Annotated in this window: 18 protein-coding genes; 5 read left to right on the forward strand and 13 right to left on the reverse strand. The window is 70.1% G+C overall.

Going from position 1 to position 16935, the window contains the following annotated elements; all coding sequences use genetic code 11:
- Positions 1-24: 24 nt before the first annotated feature.
- On the reverse strand, positions 25-1587 hold the full coding sequence (locus ACYVDG_RS02275) for an MFS transporter (RefSeq protein WP_460746386.1): 1563 nt from the start codon (positions 1585-1587) through the stop codon (positions 25-27).
- A gap of 70 nt (positions 1588-1657) precedes the next feature.
- Between ACYVDG_RS02275 and ACYVDG_RS02280 the strand changes: the two genes are divergently transcribed.
- Positions 1658-2233, forward strand: a complete 576-nt coding sequence (locus ACYVDG_RS02280) for a TetR/AcrR family transcriptional regulator (RefSeq protein WP_460746388.1) — start codon at positions 1658-1660, stop codon at positions 2231-2233.
- Here ACYVDG_RS02280 and purE read toward each other — a convergent pair.
- The gene (gene purE, locus ACYVDG_RS02285; protein WP_460746390.1) at positions 2230-2763 is read right to left on the reverse strand and encodes a 5-(carboxyamino)imidazole ribonucleotide mutase; all 534 of its coding nucleotides are present in this window, start codon (positions 2761-2763) and stop codon (positions 2230-2232) included. The genes ACYVDG_RS02280 and purE overlap by 4 nt on opposite strands.
- The gene (locus tag ACYVDG_RS02290; RefSeq protein WP_460746393.1) at positions 2760-3917 is read right to left on the reverse strand and encodes a 5-(carboxyamino)imidazole ribonucleotide synthase; all 1158 of its coding nucleotides are present in this window, start codon (positions 3915-3917) and stop codon (positions 2760-2762) included. The genes purE and ACYVDG_RS02290 overlap by 4 nt, the downstream gene beginning before the upstream one ends.
- A gap of 196 nt (positions 3918-4113) precedes the next feature.
- On the opposite strand from ACYVDG_RS02290, the gene ACYVDG_RS02295 reads away from it, so the two are divergent.
- A complete protein-coding gene (locus tag ACYVDG_RS02295) occupies positions 4114-4632 on the forward strand; it encodes a GtrA family protein (RefSeq protein ID WP_460746397.1) in 519 nt (172 codons plus the stop codon).
- Here ACYVDG_RS02295 and ACYVDG_RS02300 read toward each other — a convergent pair.
- Complete coding sequence (locus tag ACYVDG_RS02300; RefSeq protein WP_460746400.1) at positions 4564-5565, reverse strand: lysostaphin resistance A-like protein; 1002 nt, start codon at positions 5563-5565, stop codon at positions 4564-4566. The two genes, ACYVDG_RS02295 and ACYVDG_RS02300, sit on opposite strands and share 69 nt — an antisense overlap.
- 394 nt (positions 5566-5959) lie before the next feature.
- Between ACYVDG_RS02300 and ACYVDG_RS02305 the strand changes: the two genes are divergently transcribed.
- Positions 5960-7099 carry an Mrp/NBP35 family ATP-binding protein gene (locus ACYVDG_RS02305; protein WP_460746403.1) on the forward strand — a complete coding sequence of 380 codons (1140 nt, stop codon included), beginning with the start codon at positions 5960-5962 and terminating at the stop codon, positions 7097-7099.
- Positions 7100-7227: 128 nt separating this feature from the next.
- Here the strand turns inward: ACYVDG_RS02305 and ACYVDG_RS02310 are convergent, their stop codons facing one another.
- The 4 genes from ACYVDG_RS02310 to sigE form a co-directional block, all read right to left on the reverse strand.
- The gene (locus ACYVDG_RS02310; RefSeq protein ID WP_460746648.1) at positions 7228-8304 is read right to left on the reverse strand and encodes a S1C family serine protease; all 1077 of its coding nucleotides are present in this window, start codon (positions 8302-8304) and stop codon (positions 7228-7230) included.
- A gap of 426 nt (positions 8305-8730) precedes the next feature.
- On the reverse strand, positions 8731-9801 hold the full coding sequence (locus ACYVDG_RS02315) for a transcriptional regulator (protein WP_460746405.1): 1071 nt from the start codon (positions 9799-9801) through the stop codon (positions 8731-8733).
- A complete protein-coding gene (locus tag ACYVDG_RS02320; protein WP_460746409.1) occupies positions 9798-10487 on the reverse strand; it encodes an anti-sigma factor family protein in 690 nt (229 codons plus the stop codon). Before ACYVDG_RS02320 ends, ACYVDG_RS02315 begins: the two co-directional genes overlap by 4 nt.
- 2 nt (positions 10488-10489) lie before the next feature.
- Positions 10490-11125, reverse strand: a complete 636-nt coding sequence (gene sigE, locus ACYVDG_RS02325) for an RNA polymerase sigma factor SigE (RefSeq protein ID WP_460746411.1) — start codon at positions 11123-11125, stop codon at positions 10490-10492.
- 318 nt (positions 11126-11443) lie between these two features.
- Here sigE and ACYVDG_RS02330 point away from each other — a divergent pair, with 318 nt between their 5' ends.
- Positions 11444-12034, forward strand: coding sequence for an O-methyltransferase (locus ACYVDG_RS02330; protein ID WP_460746649.1), 591 nt, complete (start codon positions 11444-11446; stop codon positions 12032-12034).
- 63 nt (positions 12035-12097) lie between these two features.
- On the opposite strand, the gene ACYVDG_RS02335 is transcribed toward ACYVDG_RS02330, so the two are convergent.
- The 4 genes from ACYVDG_RS02335 to ACYVDG_RS02350 all read right to left on the reverse strand — a co-directional run bounded on the left by ACYVDG_RS02335 (position 12098) and on the right by ACYVDG_RS02350 (position 15616).
- A complete protein-coding gene (locus tag ACYVDG_RS02335; RefSeq protein ID WP_460746413.1) occupies positions 12098-13588 on the reverse strand; it encodes a leucyl aminopeptidase in 1491 nt (496 codons plus the stop codon).
- Between the two features lie 114 nt (positions 13589-13702).
- A complete protein-coding gene (locus tag ACYVDG_RS02340) occupies positions 13703-13870 on the reverse strand; it encodes a DUF3117 domain-containing protein (protein WP_017542172.1) in 168 nt (55 codons plus the stop codon).
- 437 nt (positions 13871-14307) lie between these two features.
- Positions 14308-14892, reverse strand: coding sequence for a hypothetical protein (locus ACYVDG_RS02345; RefSeq protein ID WP_460746416.1), 585 nt, complete (start codon positions 14890-14892; stop codon positions 14308-14310).
- A gap of 208 nt (positions 14893-15100) precedes the next feature.
- On the reverse strand, positions 15101-15616 hold the full coding sequence (locus ACYVDG_RS02350) for a hypothetical protein (protein WP_460746419.1): 516 nt from the start codon (positions 15614-15616) through the stop codon (positions 15101-15103).
- A 62-nt stretch (positions 15617-15678) separates the two neighbouring features.
- Here ACYVDG_RS02350 and ACYVDG_RS02355 point away from each other — a divergent pair, with 62 nt between their 5' ends.
- Entirely contained in the window at positions 15679-16092 is a 414-nt protein-coding gene (locus ACYVDG_RS02355) for a hypothetical protein (protein WP_460746422.1), read from the forward strand.
- Between the two features lie 29 nt (positions 16093-16121).
- Here the strand turns inward: ACYVDG_RS02355 and ACYVDG_RS02360 are convergent, their stop codons facing one another.
- On the reverse strand, positions 16122-16898 hold the full coding sequence (locus tag ACYVDG_RS02360; RefSeq protein WP_460746424.1) for an LOG family protein: 777 nt from the start codon (positions 16896-16898) through the stop codon (positions 16122-16124).
- Between the last annotated feature and the right edge of the window lie 37 nt (positions 16899-16935).

The raw sequence follows: 16935 nt of genomic DNA on the forward strand, positions 1-16935 counted from the left end.
GGCCTTCTTGGAGCACCTCTTCGCTCATGCACGGGACGGTACTTCGCCTGGGGGTACCTCCGCATCGGCATTTCCGTGCCCGGCCTCGGTCCCGGCAGGTAGGCGGCGCAGGGCCACCAGCATCAGGACGGCGAGGGCGGTGAGTACGGCAGCGCCGGTCAGGGCGGCGGTGTTGAGGCCGGAGGTGTAGGCGGCGAAGGCGGAGTCGAGAAGGGCTGCGGCCTCCGGTCCGGGCAGGTCGGGGGCGGTTGCGACCGCCCCGGTGACGGTCTCGGCGGCCGCCGGGCCCGCCTCGGTGCCCGCCATGCCGGACCGGTAGACGGTGGCGGAGACCGTCCCGAGGACGGCGATGCCCAGGGCGGCGCCGAACTCGGTGCTGGTCTCGGAGATCCCCGCGGCAGCTCCGGCGCGTTCGGGCGGGGCGGTGGCCAGCACCAGGGTGTTGGCGAGGGTCGCGACGGCCCCCACGCCCAGGGTGATAACGGTGTAGCCGCCGATGAACACCGGCAGGGATGTCTCCGTCCCGACCATGCCCACGACGGTGAACCCGGCGGTCCCTGCCAGGAGGCCTCCGCCCATGAGGAAGGCCGGTCGGACGCGCGCGGCGGCCAGGCTGGCGGCGAGGGCGCCGAGCAGGGTGCCGAAGAACGTGGGCAGTGCCCAGAGCGCGGCGTGCAGCGGGCTCAGGCCGTGGACGCTCTGCAGGAAGGTGAAGGTCAGCAGGCCCATCCCGGCGACGGCGAAGGCGACCACGGTGTTACCGCTGACGGCGGCCGTGAAAGCGGGCCTGGTGAAGAGCGACACGTCGATGAGCGGGTCTGCGACCCTTCTCTGACGGAGGACGAACAGAGCCAGGAAGGCCGCGCCGAGCACGAGCGCGGACATGCTTTGGAGGTCCGCGCCGTGTTCGACCAGGCTCTTGGCGGCGTAGACGAGGCCGAGGACCGCCACCAGGGACAGTGCAGCCCCGGGCAGGTCGAAGCCTGATACCCGCGGGTTCCGGGATTCGGGAACGAGGTAGGGCGCCGCGACCAGCAGCAGGAGCATGAACGGCAAGTTGATCAGGAAGACCGAACCCCACCAGAAGAACTCCAACAGGACACCGCCGATGACCGGTCCGGCCACGGCACCGCCGGTGAAGGCGACCGTCCAGGCGCCCACGGCCTTCCCGCGCTGGCGGGGGTCGGTGAACATGCCGCGGATGAGGGAGAGCGTGGAGGGGGCCAGGCTGGCCCCGGCGAGGCCGAGTAGCGCGCGGCCTGCGATGAAGAGTTCCGAGGTGGGTGCGAAGGCCAGGAGCGCGGAGGCGCCGGCGAAGAGAACCGCCCCGATCAGGAGCAGCCGCCTGCGGCCGATCCGGTCGCCGAGCGCGCCCATGGTGAGCAGCAGCCCGGCGAGCACGAAGCCGTAGACGTCCATCATCCAGAGCCACTGAGTGGCGCTGGGTTCGAGGTCCTCGGAGATCGCGGGTGCGGCGACGAAGAGTACCGACAGGTCCATGGAGACCAGCAGTGCAGGGATGACCAGGACGACCAGCCCTGCCCAGGTACGGGCAGTCGCGGGTCCGGGCGGTGTTGTTGTACGCATGACTTTGATCGTACGTCCGTACAAATCGACCGTCAATATGTACGTACGTCAAAATGCTAGGGTGGGTGCCATGAGCCAACGTGAGGACCTGCTGGCAGGCGCCAAGAAGTGCTTGGCAGAGAAGGGCTACAGCAAGACCACCGCCCGCGACATCGCCGCCGCGTCGGGGGCGCACCTGGCATCCATCGGATACCACTTCGGATCCAAGGACCAGCTCATGAACACCGCGGTGCTCGAGGCGACCAGCGACTGGGGCGACGTCTTCGAAAAGGCCGTACGGGAGGCCGATGCCGACAGCCCCGAGGATCGGGCCCGCGTCCTGATCTCCGGGCTGTTCGAGACCCTCCCCGAACAGCGGGACCTCATGGTGGCGAGCGTCCAGGCCTACGCGCAGGCCCAGTTCGACGAGGGCATTCGCGCGGTGCTCGAGGAAGGGATGCGAGAAGGCCGCCGAGAGATGGCCGCGCTCGTCCTCGGTGTGCCCTCCGAGCAGGTCGACCCCAGCACGGCCGCAGGGCTGGGGTCGATGGTCTACAACATCGTCACCGGGTACGTGCTGCAGTACCTCATCGACCCCCAGGCCCTGCCCACCGTTGACCAGGCCATGGAAGGCCTGCGCGGCCTGCTGTCGCAGCGCCCTGCCTAGAGGCCGAAGCCCATGGTCGAGCCGCTGTCCGCCACCTCGCGGCGCAGGCGCTCGCCCTTGGCGTGGGCCTGCTCCTTGAGCTCGTCCTGGAACTTGGCCATCTTCTCCGCCAGCACCGGATCGTGCGCGGCCAGCTGCCGAACCGCCAGCAGCCCCGCGTTGCGGGCCGCGCCCACCGCCACGGTGGCCACCGGGACGCCCGCGGGCATCTGCACGATGGACAGCAGTGAATCCATCCCGTCCAGGTACTTGAGCGGCACGGGCACGCCGATCACCGGCAGGGTGGTGACCGAAGCCAGCATCCCCGGCAGATGGGCCGCACCCCCCGCCCCGGCGATGATCGCCTTCAGGCCGCGGCCTGCCGCCTCGGCACCGTAGGAGACCATCTCGTGCGGCATGCGGTGCGCGGAGACCACGTCGGCCTCGAACGGGACACCGAACTCCCGCAGCGCCTCGGCCGCCTCGCGCATCACCGGCCAGTCGGAGTCGGACCCCATCACGATGCCCACCACGGGCTTGTTGTCGGTCACTTACTGTCTCCTCGCAGGTAGCTGGCGGCATCGCGGGCACGCTCCAGGAGGTCCCGGTAGTCGTCGCCCGTGACGGTGACGTGCCCGATCTTGCGGCCCGGGCGCACGGCCTTGCCGTAGAAGTGCACCTTCACTTCGGGGTCCTTGGCCATGACGTGCAGGTAGCGGCGGTACACGTCGGGGTCCTCGCCGCCCAGCAGGTTGGCCATGACTGTGTAGGGGGCGTTGGTGCGCGGCGAGCCAAGGGGCAGGTTCAGGACCGCGCGCAGGTGCTGCTCGAACTGGGAGGTGCGGGCGCCCTCGATGCTCCAGTGCCCGGAGTTGTGCGGCCTCATGGCGAGCTCGTTGACGACCACGTCGCCCTCGGTCTCGAACAGCTCCACGGCCAGCACCCCGGTGGTGTCCAAGGCCTGCGCGATCTCGATGGCCAACTGCTGGGCGCGGAGCGCCTTCTCCTCGGGCAGGTTGGGCGCGGGGGCGATCACCTCGTGGCAGATCCCGCCGCGCTGCACCGTCTCCACCACCGGGTATACGGCCACCTGGCCGTGCGGGGAGCGGGCCACCTGCACGGCGAGTTCGCGGCTGAAGGCGACCTTCTCCTCCACCAGCAGCGGCACCTCCTCGGCGGCGGCGCGGTCCACGACCTCGCGGGCCTCCTCAGGGCCGGCCACGACCCACACGCCCTTGCCGTCGTAGCCGCCGCGGGCGGCCTTGAGCACGACCGGCCATCCGGCCTGCTCCGCGAACTCCGTGACGTGGTCGAGCGTGGTGACGGCCCGCCAGCGCGGGGACGGGGCGTCGAGCTCGGCCATGCGGGTGCGCATGCGCAGTTTGTCCTGGGCGAAGCGGAGGGCGTCACGGCCGGGGCGCAGCAACCCGCCCGCCTCCTCCACGGCCCGCAGGACGGGTTCGGGTACGTGCTCGTGGTCGAAGGTGACCACGTCGTGGGCCTTGGCGAAGGCCAGAACGTCGTCGAGGCCGCGGTCGTCGCCAAGGGCGACGTCACCGCAGACCAGGGCCGCGCTGTCCGTGGGATCGGCGGCCAGCACCGAGAAGTCCACCCCCAGGCCGATACCCGCCTGGTGCGTCATCCGGGAGAGCTGGCCTCCGCCCACCATTCCTACTCGGGGGACGATGCGGTTACGCTCGCTCACAGTTCCTCAACTCAATGCTCGTCAACCGCGGATGCGGGGCGGCCCCGCGCACGGCGAAACCTGGCCGTTCGGCTCGGAACCCGCGGCCGGGGTGTCTCTCGCAGCCCCGGTTAGAGTCTAGAGCGTGCGGGTGATGGGCCAGGAGGGCCCACTCCCAGCGAACGCGAATCCCCCCACAGGACTGGAGACGTAGACCGTGCGTCAGTTCCTCGACCGTCACCCCAGGTTGGCCAAGCTCGCCGCCGAAGTGGGCAAGTTCGGTTCCGTAGGTGCCGTGGCCTATGTCGTGCAGTTGGCCGTGACCAACCTGCTGTGGGCCAGCGGCGCGCAGGTCCTGGCCGGGCAGGTGCTCGGCACGGTGTGCGCGATCACGGTGGCCTTCGTGGGCAACCGCTTCTGGACCTTCGCCGACCGGGCCCGCACCGGCTACGGCAGGGAGACCTTCCTGTTCCTGGTGATGAACGGCATCGGTCTGCTCATCCAGCTGGGCTGCCAGGCCTTCTCCCTGTACGTGCTCGGGCTCGACGGCCCGCTGGCACAGAACATCGCCGGCAACGTCGTGGGCGTGGGCCTGGGGACCCTGTTCCGGTTCTTCGCCTACCGCACCTGGGTGTTCCCCGCCCAGCCGGAGCCTTCGGAGCGCCGCTCAGACCTGGACGGTGGCGCTGACGCGGCTGACACTCCCTTTGCGGGCGAAACCGGCGACCAGAAGTAGGTACAGGCCGACCTGGACAACGGTGAGGGCCAGGGTCTGCGGCGTGTCGGTCCCCATCGGGAGTCCCGCGCCGACGACCACCCCGGTGCCGATCTCGGACAGGCGGCCGTCCGAGGCGTACAGGGAGAACTGGACCAGGCTGTTGGTGAGGTGCAGGCCGATCGCGGCCTCCAGGCCGCCAGTACGCCAGGTGAGCCAGGCCATGCTCAGGCCGAAGACGGCCAGGGAGGCCGTGGTCCACAGATGACCCGGATGGGTGGCCGCGTACAGTGCCGCGAACAGCGTGCCACCGGCCAGGACCGCGGGCCACTGGGAGCGCATGACCTTTGAGAAGGCGCTGTCGCCGGAGCGCGAGCCGAGCGACCCCACGAGCTGCATGACCAGCCCGCGCATGGTGATCTCCTCGGCCGCGGACTGGAACGGCACCATCAGCACGATCACCAGGAGCGCCGCGGCCAGGACCTCGGTCCCGCCGTAGTTCCCCTCCCCCGTCGCGACCGGGAGGGAGCCGTCGGCGAGGAACAAGAGCAGAGCCGCGCCCCCTGTGACGGGGACCGCGGCACCGAACACGCACCGGGCCAGCCAGCGCCAGCGCATCCGGCCGGTGACCGAGATGAGCGAGCCCGCCCGGCGCCACTGCACGACGCGGGCGACGAAGAGCGCGATGGGCAGGAGGAGCGCCGTGGCCGACAGCCCGAACCCGAGGCCGACGATCTCGCTCACCCGGATCGAGTCCGGTGCCAGTCCCCCGCCGCCGAGGATCGCGACGATCGTCATCGCCACGGCGATACCGACCCACAGGAAGAACAGCAGGACCGCGAAGACCAGGAGCGCCAGGGGCGGGATCCACCACCGGAACAGCGGGGTGCGGGCCATCCTGTGATAGGCCTCACCCTCAGGGATCTCCGCGCAGGCGAATTTGTTGGAGCGCACCGGACGCGGCGGTGGCCAGGCCCACACCGAAGGGTCGGGGGTCAGCGCCGGGTGCCCGCCTGGCGGGGTCTGCCGCGCGCCGCCGGGCGGCCAGGCCCAGGTCTGCTCCTGGGCTTGGCCACCAGAAGCCTGCCCTTCCGGCCCTTCGGGCGCGGCGGGCCAGGACGAACCAGGCGGTCGCGGCAGATTTCCCATCGTGCGCTGAGACTACTATCCGGCCATGTATCGCCTGCGTTAAGGCCGCGCCGTTATCACCTGATCACCGTGCGAATCGGGCGCTCCCGCAACCCCGCCCCCACCGGAATAGCGAGCCGTGCGCCCTCTGTTGAAGAAGGTGGACCTGGGAACTACACCACAGGCCAAGTCCCCGTTCCGCTGACCTACGATTGGGTACATGTCTTCCACACCAACCACAGAGCTGGTTCAAGAAGCCCTGGCCACGGTGCAGGACCCGGAGATCCACCGCCCCATCACCGACCTCGGGATGCTCAAGGGCGTCGACATCGCCGATGACGGTTCCGTGCACGTCGGCATCTACCTCACGGTCGCCGGTTGCCCGATGAAGGGCCGTATCGAGAACGACGTCACCAACGCGGTGACCAAGGTCGCCGGCGTCACCAAGGTCACCGTCGAGCTCGACGTGATGAGCGATGAGCAGCGCAAGGAGCTGCAGACCAAGCTGCGCGGCGGCCAGGCGGAGAAGGAGATCCCCTTCGCCAAGCCGAACTCGCTCACCAAGGTCTACGCCGTCGCCTCGGGCAAGGGCGGTGTCGGCAAGTCCTCCGTCACCGTCAACCTCGCTGCCTCGCTGGCGGCCGAGGGCCACAAGGTGGGCGTCGTCGACGCCGACATCTACGGCCACTCGGTGCCGCGCATGCTGGGCGCTTCGGATTTCCCCACCAAGGTGGAGGACATGATCCTCCCCCCGACCGCACACGGCATCAAGGTCATCTCGGTGGGCATGTTCACCGAGGGCAACCAACCCGTGGTGTGGCGCGGCCCGATGCTGCACCGCGCGCTCCAGCAGTTCCTCTCCGACGTCTTCTGGGGTGACCTGGACGTCCTGTTGATGGACCTGCCCCCGGGCACCGGTGACATCGCGATCTCCGTCGCACAGATGCTTCCCGGCGCCGAGCTGCTCATCGTCACCACACCGCAGCAGGCCGCCGCCGAGGTCGCCGAGCGCGCGGGCGCCATCACCGCCCAGACGCACCAGCGCATCGCCGGCGTCATCGAGAACATGTCGTACTACCAGCCGGAGGGTGGCGGCGAGCCCGTCCACCTCTTCGGGCAGGGCGGCGGCAAGACGGTCGCCGATGCCCTGAGCAAGACCCTCGGCGCCGAGGTCCCGCTCCTGGGCGAGGTGCCGCTCGACACCCGTCTGCGCGAGGGCAGCGACGAGGGTCAGCCCCTGGTCCTGACCAACCCCGACACCGAAGCCAGCAAGGTGATCACCTCGGTCGCCGAGAAGCTGGTCGACAAGCCGCGCGGGCTCGCCGGTATGCAGCTGGGGATCTCCCCCGCCGGTCGCTGACCGCCGGAAACGCCTTCAGCGGTCCGACTGGAAGACACGCGTACGGCCCCCGAGCCCTGGGCTCGGGGGCCGTCGTGTTCTCTGTCCCAGCACCGGGGTGGCGGGCTAGTACGGTGGCGGCCGTCCGGTCAGTCCTCGGTGGGGCCGAGGGTGACGGTGACGGTTTCCCGGTCGCCGTCCCGCTCGTATTCGAGCTCGACCTCGTCGTTCGGGGAATGGTTGCGCACCATGGCCTGGAGTTCGCCGTGGGAGTTGACCCGGCGACCGTCGAAGGACACGATCACGTCGCCCGGTTCCAGCCCCGCTTCGTCGGCCGGTCCGCCCGTTTCGACGGCGTCCGGCTCTTCCGCGATGACGGCACCCATGACGTTGCTGTCCGTGTCGTAGGAGATGCCGAGGTCCGCGTAGGTGGTGTCGCCGTCGTCGATCATCCCGCCGATGACCTCCTCGGCCTCCGTGGCGGGGATCGCGAAGCCGAGGCCGATGCTGCCGCTCGGCTGCTCTCCCATGAGGCCGCCGCCCATGGTGATGATCATCGAGTTCACCCCGATGACCCGGCCCTGGACGTCGACGAGGGGACCTCCTGAGTTACCGGGGTTGATCGCGGCGTCGGTCTGGATGGCGAAGAACTGGCTCTCGCCTTCGTCAGAGCTGACCGGCCGGTCCAGGGCACTGATGATACCTTGGGTGACCGTTCCGGCCAGGCCCAGGGGCGCACCGATCGCGATGACCTCGTCGCCGACGATGGCGTCGCCGGAGTCACCGAACTCCAGCGGCTCGACGTCGCTGGGCTCCTCCAGTTCGAGTACGGCCAGGTCGGAGCTGGGGTCGGAGCCCACCACCGTGGCGTCGGTGCTGCTGCCGTCGCTGTACTCGACGACGATGCCCTCGCCCTCCTCCTCGAGGGGCGTGGACACGTGGTCGTTGGTGACCACGTAGTCGCCCTCGATGACGAAACCCGAACCGCTCGCTTCGAGGAGCCGGTTGGCACTACTCAGGGAGACCACGCTCGGGCTGACCCGCTGGGCGACGCCCGCGATGCTCTCGGGGTCGCGCTCGGGCTCCTCGGGCGGCGGTTCGTTGATGTCCGGCGCGTCCTCTTCTTCGGGTACCGGCTGAGTGCCGAAGGGGTCGGTCAGGCTTCCGGCGATCCCTCCCGCGCCGCCCGCGATGAGGGCGACGACGAGCATCCCGGTCAAGGCCATCCAGACAGGGATGCCGCGCTTGCGGGGCCGCGGCTCCTGGGCGGGCGGTGCGTACTGGGCCGGTGGAGTGGGCGGTGCGGCGAAGTGGCCGTGCGCGCCCTGTTGGGCGGGTTGGGCAGGCGGTCCACCGCCGGTGGGCGCACCTGGGGCGCCCTGATTCACGGGGCGGTTCGGTGGCGGCGGGGGCTGCTGGTTCGCGGGCCCGGGTGGGGGCATCCACCCTCCGGGGGGCCGCTGGGGTGGTTCCGCAGGTGCCTGACCCGGGGCCGGTGTGTCCGGCACACCGCGCTGAGGTACTCCACCGTTCGAAGGGGGCGGTCCCCCGCCCTCCGAGGGTTCCGAACGGCCGTTGTCCTGACTCAAGACCTGCTCCGTGTTTCGCTTGGCTTTCGGCTCCGCACACGTTCCGTCGGCCGGCTGGGCCTCCTAGAGGGGGCCCAGCCTGGACAGGCCCCGCTGCACCCTGGCCCAGAAACCGGAGCCGTCGGGCCCCGGCAACGCGACGACCGCCGAGGATGCCAGGTCCGCGGGGGCGTCGGCCAGGACCGTGTAGACGAACCCGTTCGCCTGCCACACACTCTGGTACTGGCCCACATCTCCGCCGAAGATCGTGTCGTGCTCTGTTGTGACGCCATCTACCCCCGCCCCGGTTCCGGTGTATCCGTTACGAAGTGTGGAGAGATGGCCGGTTCCCAGCTTGCCACGTTGCGTAAATACCGACACCTGGGACAGACCGTCCGAATAGACGGCATGCACGACACGTTCGTCCTCGTAGTGCTTGGACCGGGCGTCGACCAGCCGCAGGTCCCAGGTCAGGTGTTCGGGCACCGCCCATCCGGCATCACGCAGCCCGTCCCGCTCGGCGCGGTTCAGCGCGTCGCCCCAGGGCGAGTCCCCATGGGCCTCGTCCGGCCAGTCCCGGTCACTGAAGCGCAGGCCGGTAAGCCGGCTGCTGAACGCGGGTTCCTCCGCCCGGTCGTACACCGTGCGACCGAGGAGCAGGTCGGTCTCGGTGTCCACCCAGAATCTTCCGGCCACGGTGGAGTCCGCACGCACCGCCTCGACCAGGTGAGCCGGGCGGCCGTCGAGTTCGTCGATGCCCGCGTCCACCACGTTGTAGGTGTCCGCGAGCATGCCCAACAGGCGTTCGTCCAAGGACTCCAGGGCGGTCGAGGAGAGCACCACGAATGCGTGCTCGTCCTCTCCCGGGGACGACATGGCCATGCCCTGGCCCGGCCGGTTGACCACGCTGACGTCGACACGGTCCTGACCGGAGCCCTCCGGGCCCCGCACCTCGCGGACCGCGGTGTAGGCCACCCTCCCGTCAGCCGCCGCGGCACGCTGCAGCACGGGCATGCCGTGGTCCTCGCCTTCTGCCGGGACCGAGGCCGCCTCAGGGTGGACCCCGCCGGTCAGCAGGAGCACGCACAGCAGAGCGATGGTGATGACGTTCGCGGGCCCGGACCTCGCACCGGAAGAGGGTTCCCCAGACCTCACCGGGTCGTTTCGGTCGTGTCAGAGGGGCCCTCGTCCACGACGGGCAGCGGGTCGATCGGTGGGTCGACCACGGGGATCTGACGGCTACTCACCGCATGGTCGACGGCGTAGTCGGACAGCCGGGGTTCCACCACGGGAGCGTCCTCGGCGTCACCGCCGGCGATGAAGGCGCTCCCCAGGAGCGCCGTCGTCACCGCGAGGCCCGCGACCGCGTAACGCCCACCGGAGAAGTTCGGCAGCAGGCCGGAGACCCGGTCGGCGACGCTCGGGCTCTCGGTACGCGGCCGGACGGGGCCTTGCGTCCTGGTGCGCTGCTGCTCGCGGGGCGGCGTCGGCCCGGTCTCGGTGGCCGACAGCGGCCCGCCGCCCGGGAAGCCGCCGAGGGGGCGGGAGGACCCCAGTGGCGGGCTGGACCCGAAAGGGCTGGACGGCGGCGGGTCCGACGGCCCGCGATCACCCCGATCACGGGTCGCGCCCAGTCCGGGCTGGGACATCAGGCGTCCCATGAAGTCCATGTCGGGTTCGGGTTCACCGAGCCCGGTGAGGCGGCGCTTGAGCCTGCGGGTCATGTCGGCCTCGAACCGGCAGGACTCGCACTTGGCCAGATGGATGAGGGCGCGCTCGTGTTCGGCGGCGCCCAGTTCCCCGTCGATGAGCGCCGAGAGGCGCTCTCCGAGGTGGTCCATGCTCACTCCGCCTCCTTGGTCACGTTCGCTCCGCCGCCCGGTGTACTGGCCTCGGCAGCCCGTGTGCCGTGCTCGGCGGCGAGTGACCGCCGGTGCTCCAGTGCCCGGCGCAGCTGGGCGCGGCCCCGGTGGATGCGGCTGCGGACAGTGCCGAGTTTGACGTCGAGCGTGGCCGCGATCTCCTCGTAGGAGAGCCCTTCGATATCGCACAGCACCACCGGCGCGCGAAACTCGGCGGGCAGTGCGTCCAGCGCCCCCTGGATATCGGCGTCGAAGTGCCGGTCGTCATAGCGCTGGGCGGGTGAGGGCTCGCGCCCCTCCAGGCGTTCGTCGGCGTTGTCGGCCAGCCCCTCGAAGCGGATGCGGGCCTTGCGCCGGGCCATGTCGAGGAAGAGGTTGGTGGTGATGCGGTGCAGCCACCCCTCGAAGGTTCCGGGGGTGTAGTTGGCGAGGGAGCGGAACACCCGGATGAAGACCTCTTGGGTGAGGTCCTCGGCGTCGTGCTTGTTGCCGGCGAGTCGGTAGGCCAGGCGGTAGACACGCGGCGAGTGAACCCGCACGACCTCTTCCCAGCTCGGGGGTTCCCATGCCTCGAACTCGACGGCAGGGCCGGTCTCTGGCACCGCAGCTCCCTTCATCCCGTTGACGCACCACACGAGGGTTGGCTGGGGGGAGTTTGCTTCGTGGCGGTCAACGTACGTTCATCCCGTTTCAACGTCAGGGAACGCCGATTAAGTTCCCGTCGCCACACTCGGAGTTCGGACCGGTTCAGGCTACTCTTTTGACCAGGGACACTGTCTGGCCGCGACCACCATTCTACGGTGAGTGACGACCCGCCGGTCAGAGCTCCTTCCCAGGATATTCAGCAGGTCATGGAGGCCGTCATCAGCGCAGAAGAGAGCGTCGCCCGGACCGCGTGGGTCCGGACCGAGCAGGCTCGGTTCGAGGAGAACGCCATGGGCGACGGTCCTCTGGCGGAAGCCTACGACGCAGGGGTCCGCTCCGCGGCGCCCCCGGTGGACGCGGCGACAGGGGCCGCCCTGCGGTTCCTCACGGCCGCAATAGGGGCCAAGTCGGTGGTGGAGATCGGCACCGGGTGCGGCACGTCGGGGATCTGGCTGCTGCGGGGTATGTCCCCGGAGGGGATTCTCACGACGGTGGACGTCAATGCCGCCTACCAGGACTACGCCCGCTCGGCCTTCGCGAGGGCAGGTTTCGGCGCGGGCCGGGCCAGGCTGATCCGCGGCACCGCGCTGGAGGTGCTTCCCAGGCTCACCGACGGCGGCTACGACATGGTTTCCGTCGACGCCGACCAGATCTCCTACCCCGCGTACCTGGAGGAAGCGCTGCGGCTTCTGCGCCCGGGCGGGGTCGTGGTGTTCAACAACGTGATGACGGCGCCCGGCGAGCCGGACGGGCCGCTGCGGGTGCCGGGCCCGGCGGAGGTCGCGGTGCGGGAGGTCATGCAGCGGATGCGGGACGACGAGACGTTCATCCCGCTGCTGGTCCCCGTGGGGGAGGGCCTCCTGGCGGCGATCCGCCCGTAGGAAGGCCCTCCGCCTTCCGGCCCCGAGACCTCGCTCGGGGCCTTCTGCACCGCTCCCTCTCAGCTACCTGTCAGCGAGCCAGCGCAGCAGGGTACGGGTGGCGAAGGCCGTGCCGCCCTTGCTCAGCACCCCGCTCTCCTGCATGGAGCGGCCGGGGCCCGCGATGTCGAGGTGGGCCCAAGGCAGGCCGCCGGTGAACTCGCGGAGGAAGAGTGCCGCGTCGGTGGCACCGGCGGGGCCGAAGTCGCCGCCCCGGGTACCGATGTTGGCGAGGTCCGCCACGCGGGACTCGGTGGTGGGCGCGTACTCCTCGGTGAGCGGCATCCGCCACAGCGGTTCACCGGAGTCACGGCCCGCGGCTTCCAAGTCCTTGGAGAGCGCGTCGTCGTTGCTGTAGAGCGCGCCGACCCCGGTGCCCAGCGCCACTTTGGCGGCGCCGGTGAGCGTGGCGACGTCGACCAGGACGTCCGGCGCGAGCTCGGTGCTCGCGTAGCCCATGGCGTCGGCCAGGACCAGGCGCCCCTCGGCGTCGGAGTTGAGTACCTCCACGGTCTTGCCCGTGTACGTGGTGAGCACGTCGCCGATCCGGGTGGAGTCCCCCGCGAAGGCGTTCTCCGCCAGAGCGAGCAGGCCCGTGACACGGACGCCGGCACCCACGGAGGCCAGCGCGGAGAGCACGGCCAGCACGATCGCCGAGCCGCTCATGTCGGTCTTCATCAGCGACATGTTGTCGTTGGGCTTGAGCGAAAGCCCGCCGGTGTCGAAGGTGATGCCCTTACCGACCAGCACCACGTGCCCGGTGGGATTCTCCGGGGTGTACGACAGCTGGACCAAGCGGGGCGGACGCGACGAGCCCTGGCCGACACCGAGGATGGCGCCGAAGCCCTGCTCCGCCAGGTCGTTCTCGTCCCAGACACGCAGCGCGAGCTTGGCGCTCTCGGCTACCTCGTCGGCCCGCGTGGCCATCCACTCGGGGTTCTTGGTCAACGAGGGGGTGTTGATCAAGTCCCGGGCCAGAGCGGTGGCCCCGGCCAGGTCGGAGCCGAGAGTGAGCGCGGCGGCGAGCTCCGCGGTGTCTCCTACGACGTCGATGACGGCCGCGGGGCGCTGCCCCTTGGGGGTTTCGGCGGTCTTGAGCGTGAAGGTGTAGGAGGCGAGGAGCGCGCCCTCGGCGAAGGCCGTAGCGGCCTCCCCGCCGCCGCCCGGCCAGGCGAGGGCGACGTGCTCCTTGCCCCGTGCGGCCCGGGAGAGGGCGGCGCCCGCCTTTCGGAGGTCGTCGGGGCTACCCGAGCCGACCCCGAGAAGGGCCAGGCGGACCAGGCCCCCGTCCCGGGACACCGGGAACTGGGAGAGCTCACCGGGCTTGCCGGTGAGCGCATAGTGCGCGAACAGATCCGAGAGCGGTGACGGAAGGACCTGTGTCAGTCCCCTGTCCGTGACCCCGTCGGCCGGCTCCGGACCTTCCTCTCCCGCGAACACGGGCAGGACCTGCAGGTCCGCGGTGGTTTCGGCGAGGGTCCCCGGTACGGGGTGGATCTCCGTGGCGAATGGCACAGGCCGCTCACAATCGTTCACTCGTTCTGGAGGTGTGCAACCTCGGGGGTCGTCAGGGGTTTCCGGCCCAGGTGGGGGATCGGGTGTTCACCGAGCTAACGGGGATCCGCTGAGCTATCCGACGACGCCCCGCAGTGCGTCCCGCAGTTCGGTCGCCTCGTCGGGCGTGAGCTCCACGACCAGACGGCCGCCGCCCTCGAGCGGGACCCGCATGATGATGCCGCGACCCTCCTTGGTGACCTCCATCGGCCCATCGCTGGTCCTCGGCTTCATCGCCGCCATGCCATTCCCCTTTCTAGGTGTTCCTCGCGGGTGACGGGGGCCGACCCACAGCACCGGCGCCGATCCGCGGGGCGTCTCGGCTCCGGAGCCTCAGGCCGGCTTCCGCGTGACTCGTGCCCGTGGGACTCAAGGGACGCGAATCACTCTTCGACCATTATCTCGGAGGTTGACCCCTGCGTGTGCGCCAGGCGACAGCCGGGCCGCCTCCGTGAGTGCCTACCAACGAGGAATCGTCGGTCAGTAAGGTTATATCGGTCCTGACCGAAACCCGCGCGAGGCAAGAGGGCCCCAACGGACCTCTACCACCCGTCCGGGGAACAAACCAGGAAGTCACCCGCGGTGCGCCCAAGGGATCCCCTGAGGAGAATTCGCCCCGTTCCGGAGCTCCCGCCCGGGATTCAGGGGATACGATCCGGGGCTTTCGGCCCGCCTCGGATTCAGTCCAGGGTTCCGGTGGAAACCATGCGGGTTCCCTCCCCGGTGACGGAGGACCACTCCGCGTTGAGCCCCTGGCCGTCCGAAGCGGGCCACAGGGTCAGCTCGGACTCGTCGACACAGCGGTCCTCGGGGTCGGAGGTCTCCGTGTAGGCGTACACCAGCCGGTCACCGTCGCGCGCGGACAGTTCCAGCGTTCCGGAGCACGAGAACGTGGTCCACGCGGTGCTGCCGCGCTCGGCTCCCTCTTCGATCCGCACCTGCGCGTCCCACGCGGCGACGGGGTCTCCCTCGGTGTTGACCTGCTCCATCTGTCCCGACCAATCGCCCTCGAACTCGCCGGGGTCGGACGTGACGGTGACCGGGTCGTCGCCGGAGCCGTCCAGGTAGGTCCAGGCCGCGGCGGCACCACCGCCGACCAGCAGGAGCACCGAGGCGATCACGAGCACCTTGGTGATCTGACGGCGGCGCTTGCCACTGTGCCGCGTCGAACGGGGCGGCGGCCACAAGGACATCTGGCGCACCGGGGTGGAGGAGTCCCCGGGGCCGTCCTCGGCACCGGACCTGAGTTCGGCTGCTGTGTCCATCCTCGCCATCCTCACCGACGGTCCCCCGCTCCGGAGGAGTGGGGGTACGCATGTACAGCGACTGAGAATAGAGCACCCGGACGCTTCACATCGGACCAAGCACGACAGTTCGGATGTGATGCACGGCATAGGACCGACGGCTTGTTCGGGCTTTCACCCGCGTACCGAAGGAGGCAGGGTCGCCCCGAAGCATGCCGGGGAACAGGCGTTAGGCCTGGTCATCACGCCCGCTTCCACCGACCGTGGCGTCATTGCCCCGCGGGGAGGGTTCGTCGGCCCCGGTACCCGCGCCGACGCCGTTACCGGTGAGAGATGTCGCCTCGGCACCCTCCTCTGGCGCGTATGCCTCTGCGGGGGTTCCCTCGTCGTCACCCGGCAGGTACGAGCCGGGCTGGGGACCGGTGCCCCGGGGAACGTAGGACGGGTCCATGCGGGCCAGACGCCATTCCAGGTCCTCGATCCTCTCCTCGCGCTCGCGCAGGGTGGCGGTGAGCCGGATCAGCAGCGCGTCGACCGCCCGCACGTGGTAGCCCCACATGGCCAGGGGAATCAGCAGATCGCTCAGATCCCGCGAGCCCACGGGCCGCCCCTCGGGCAGGTTCAGCGGCGGGTGGTCGGCCTCGAACCGGGCGAGCTGCCCGCCCTTGCCGAGCACGACGTAGACCACGCCGACGAGCACGGCGAGCGCGGCCGCCGCAACCAGGATCATGATGAAGGTAGGCACGGCATCGATCGTGCCACACGTCCCCAGCCCCTGGGAGTGTCCAAGCGTGGGAGACTCGACGGGTGTCGAAACCGCGCTTCCTGGTCCTGACCCCCGACGCCCTCTCGGCCTCCGCCGAGCCCTTCCTGCCGGAGGCCGGGGACGCCGAACTCTTCTCCGAAGCAGTGGACACCGGGAACCGGCCGCCCGCCGCGCGGGTGGCGGACCTCGCCTCGGCGGGAAGCACCGTCCTGGTCCGCTGCGGCCGCGCGGAAGGGCAGGGTCCGCGCAAGGACCTGCCCCCGGCACCCCCCGGAATCGTGGGCGCCGTGCCGGTGGCAGCGGCCGAGGAGGTCTCCCTCGCGACGGTGTACGCCTGGGCCGGCGCCCGGGTGTTCGTCACCGAGCACCCGGAACGGGTCCGGCGGGCGCTGGACATGGTCGCTTCGGTGCGCGGTGAACGCCCGCCCGCGGCCGTCCGCAGGGGTCTCGCCTGACCGGGGCGGCCCCGCGTCCGGCCGGTGGCTCAGCTGGAGGGTCCGGGCTGGTTGCGCTCGAACTTGTTCTCGATGTGCAGGTGCGCCCGCTGGATGATGCGCACGGCTTCGTCGGGGTCGTCGGTGACGTGGAGGAGCTCCATGTCCTTCTCAGCGATCAGGCCGTGCTTGAGCAGGCTGGCCTCCACCCAGTCCCGTAGGCCGGCCCAGAACTCGGTGCCCACCAGCACCACGGGGAAGCGGGTGATCTTCTTGGTCTGAACCAAGGTGATCGCCTCGAACAGTTCGTCCAGCGTCCCGAGGCCGCCGGGCAGCACGACGAACGCCTGCGAGTACTTCACGAACATCGTCTTGCGGACGAAGAAGTACCGGAAGGTCATCCCCATGTCGATGTAGGAGTTGAGCGACTGCTCGAACGGCAGCTCGATCCCGAGCCCGACCGACATGCCGGACGCCTGCTGGGCACCCTTGTTGGCCGCCTCCATCATGCCGGGACCGCCACCCGTGATGGTGGCGTACCCGGCCTCGGCGAGCTTGGCCCCGACCGTGACGCCCAGGTCGTAGTACTCGGTCCCGGGCTTGATCCGCGCCGAGCCGAAGACACTGACCGCGGAGGGGAGTTCGGACAGCAGCCCGAAGCCCTCCACGAACTCCGACTGGATCCGGAGTACCCGCCAAGGGTCGGTGTGCACCCAGTCGGAGGGCCCCCGCCGGTCGAGGAGTCGCTGGTCGGTGGTGGTGTCGGGGATCGCGCGGCCACGGTAGGTGAGTGGCCCGGCGCTCCTCACGTTCTCGTCTTCCGTCATGCCCGTAAAGCTATCCGTCCAGGGCAACCCCGCACCT

The sequence above is a fragment of the Nocardiopsis oceani genome (assembly GCF_054777395.1).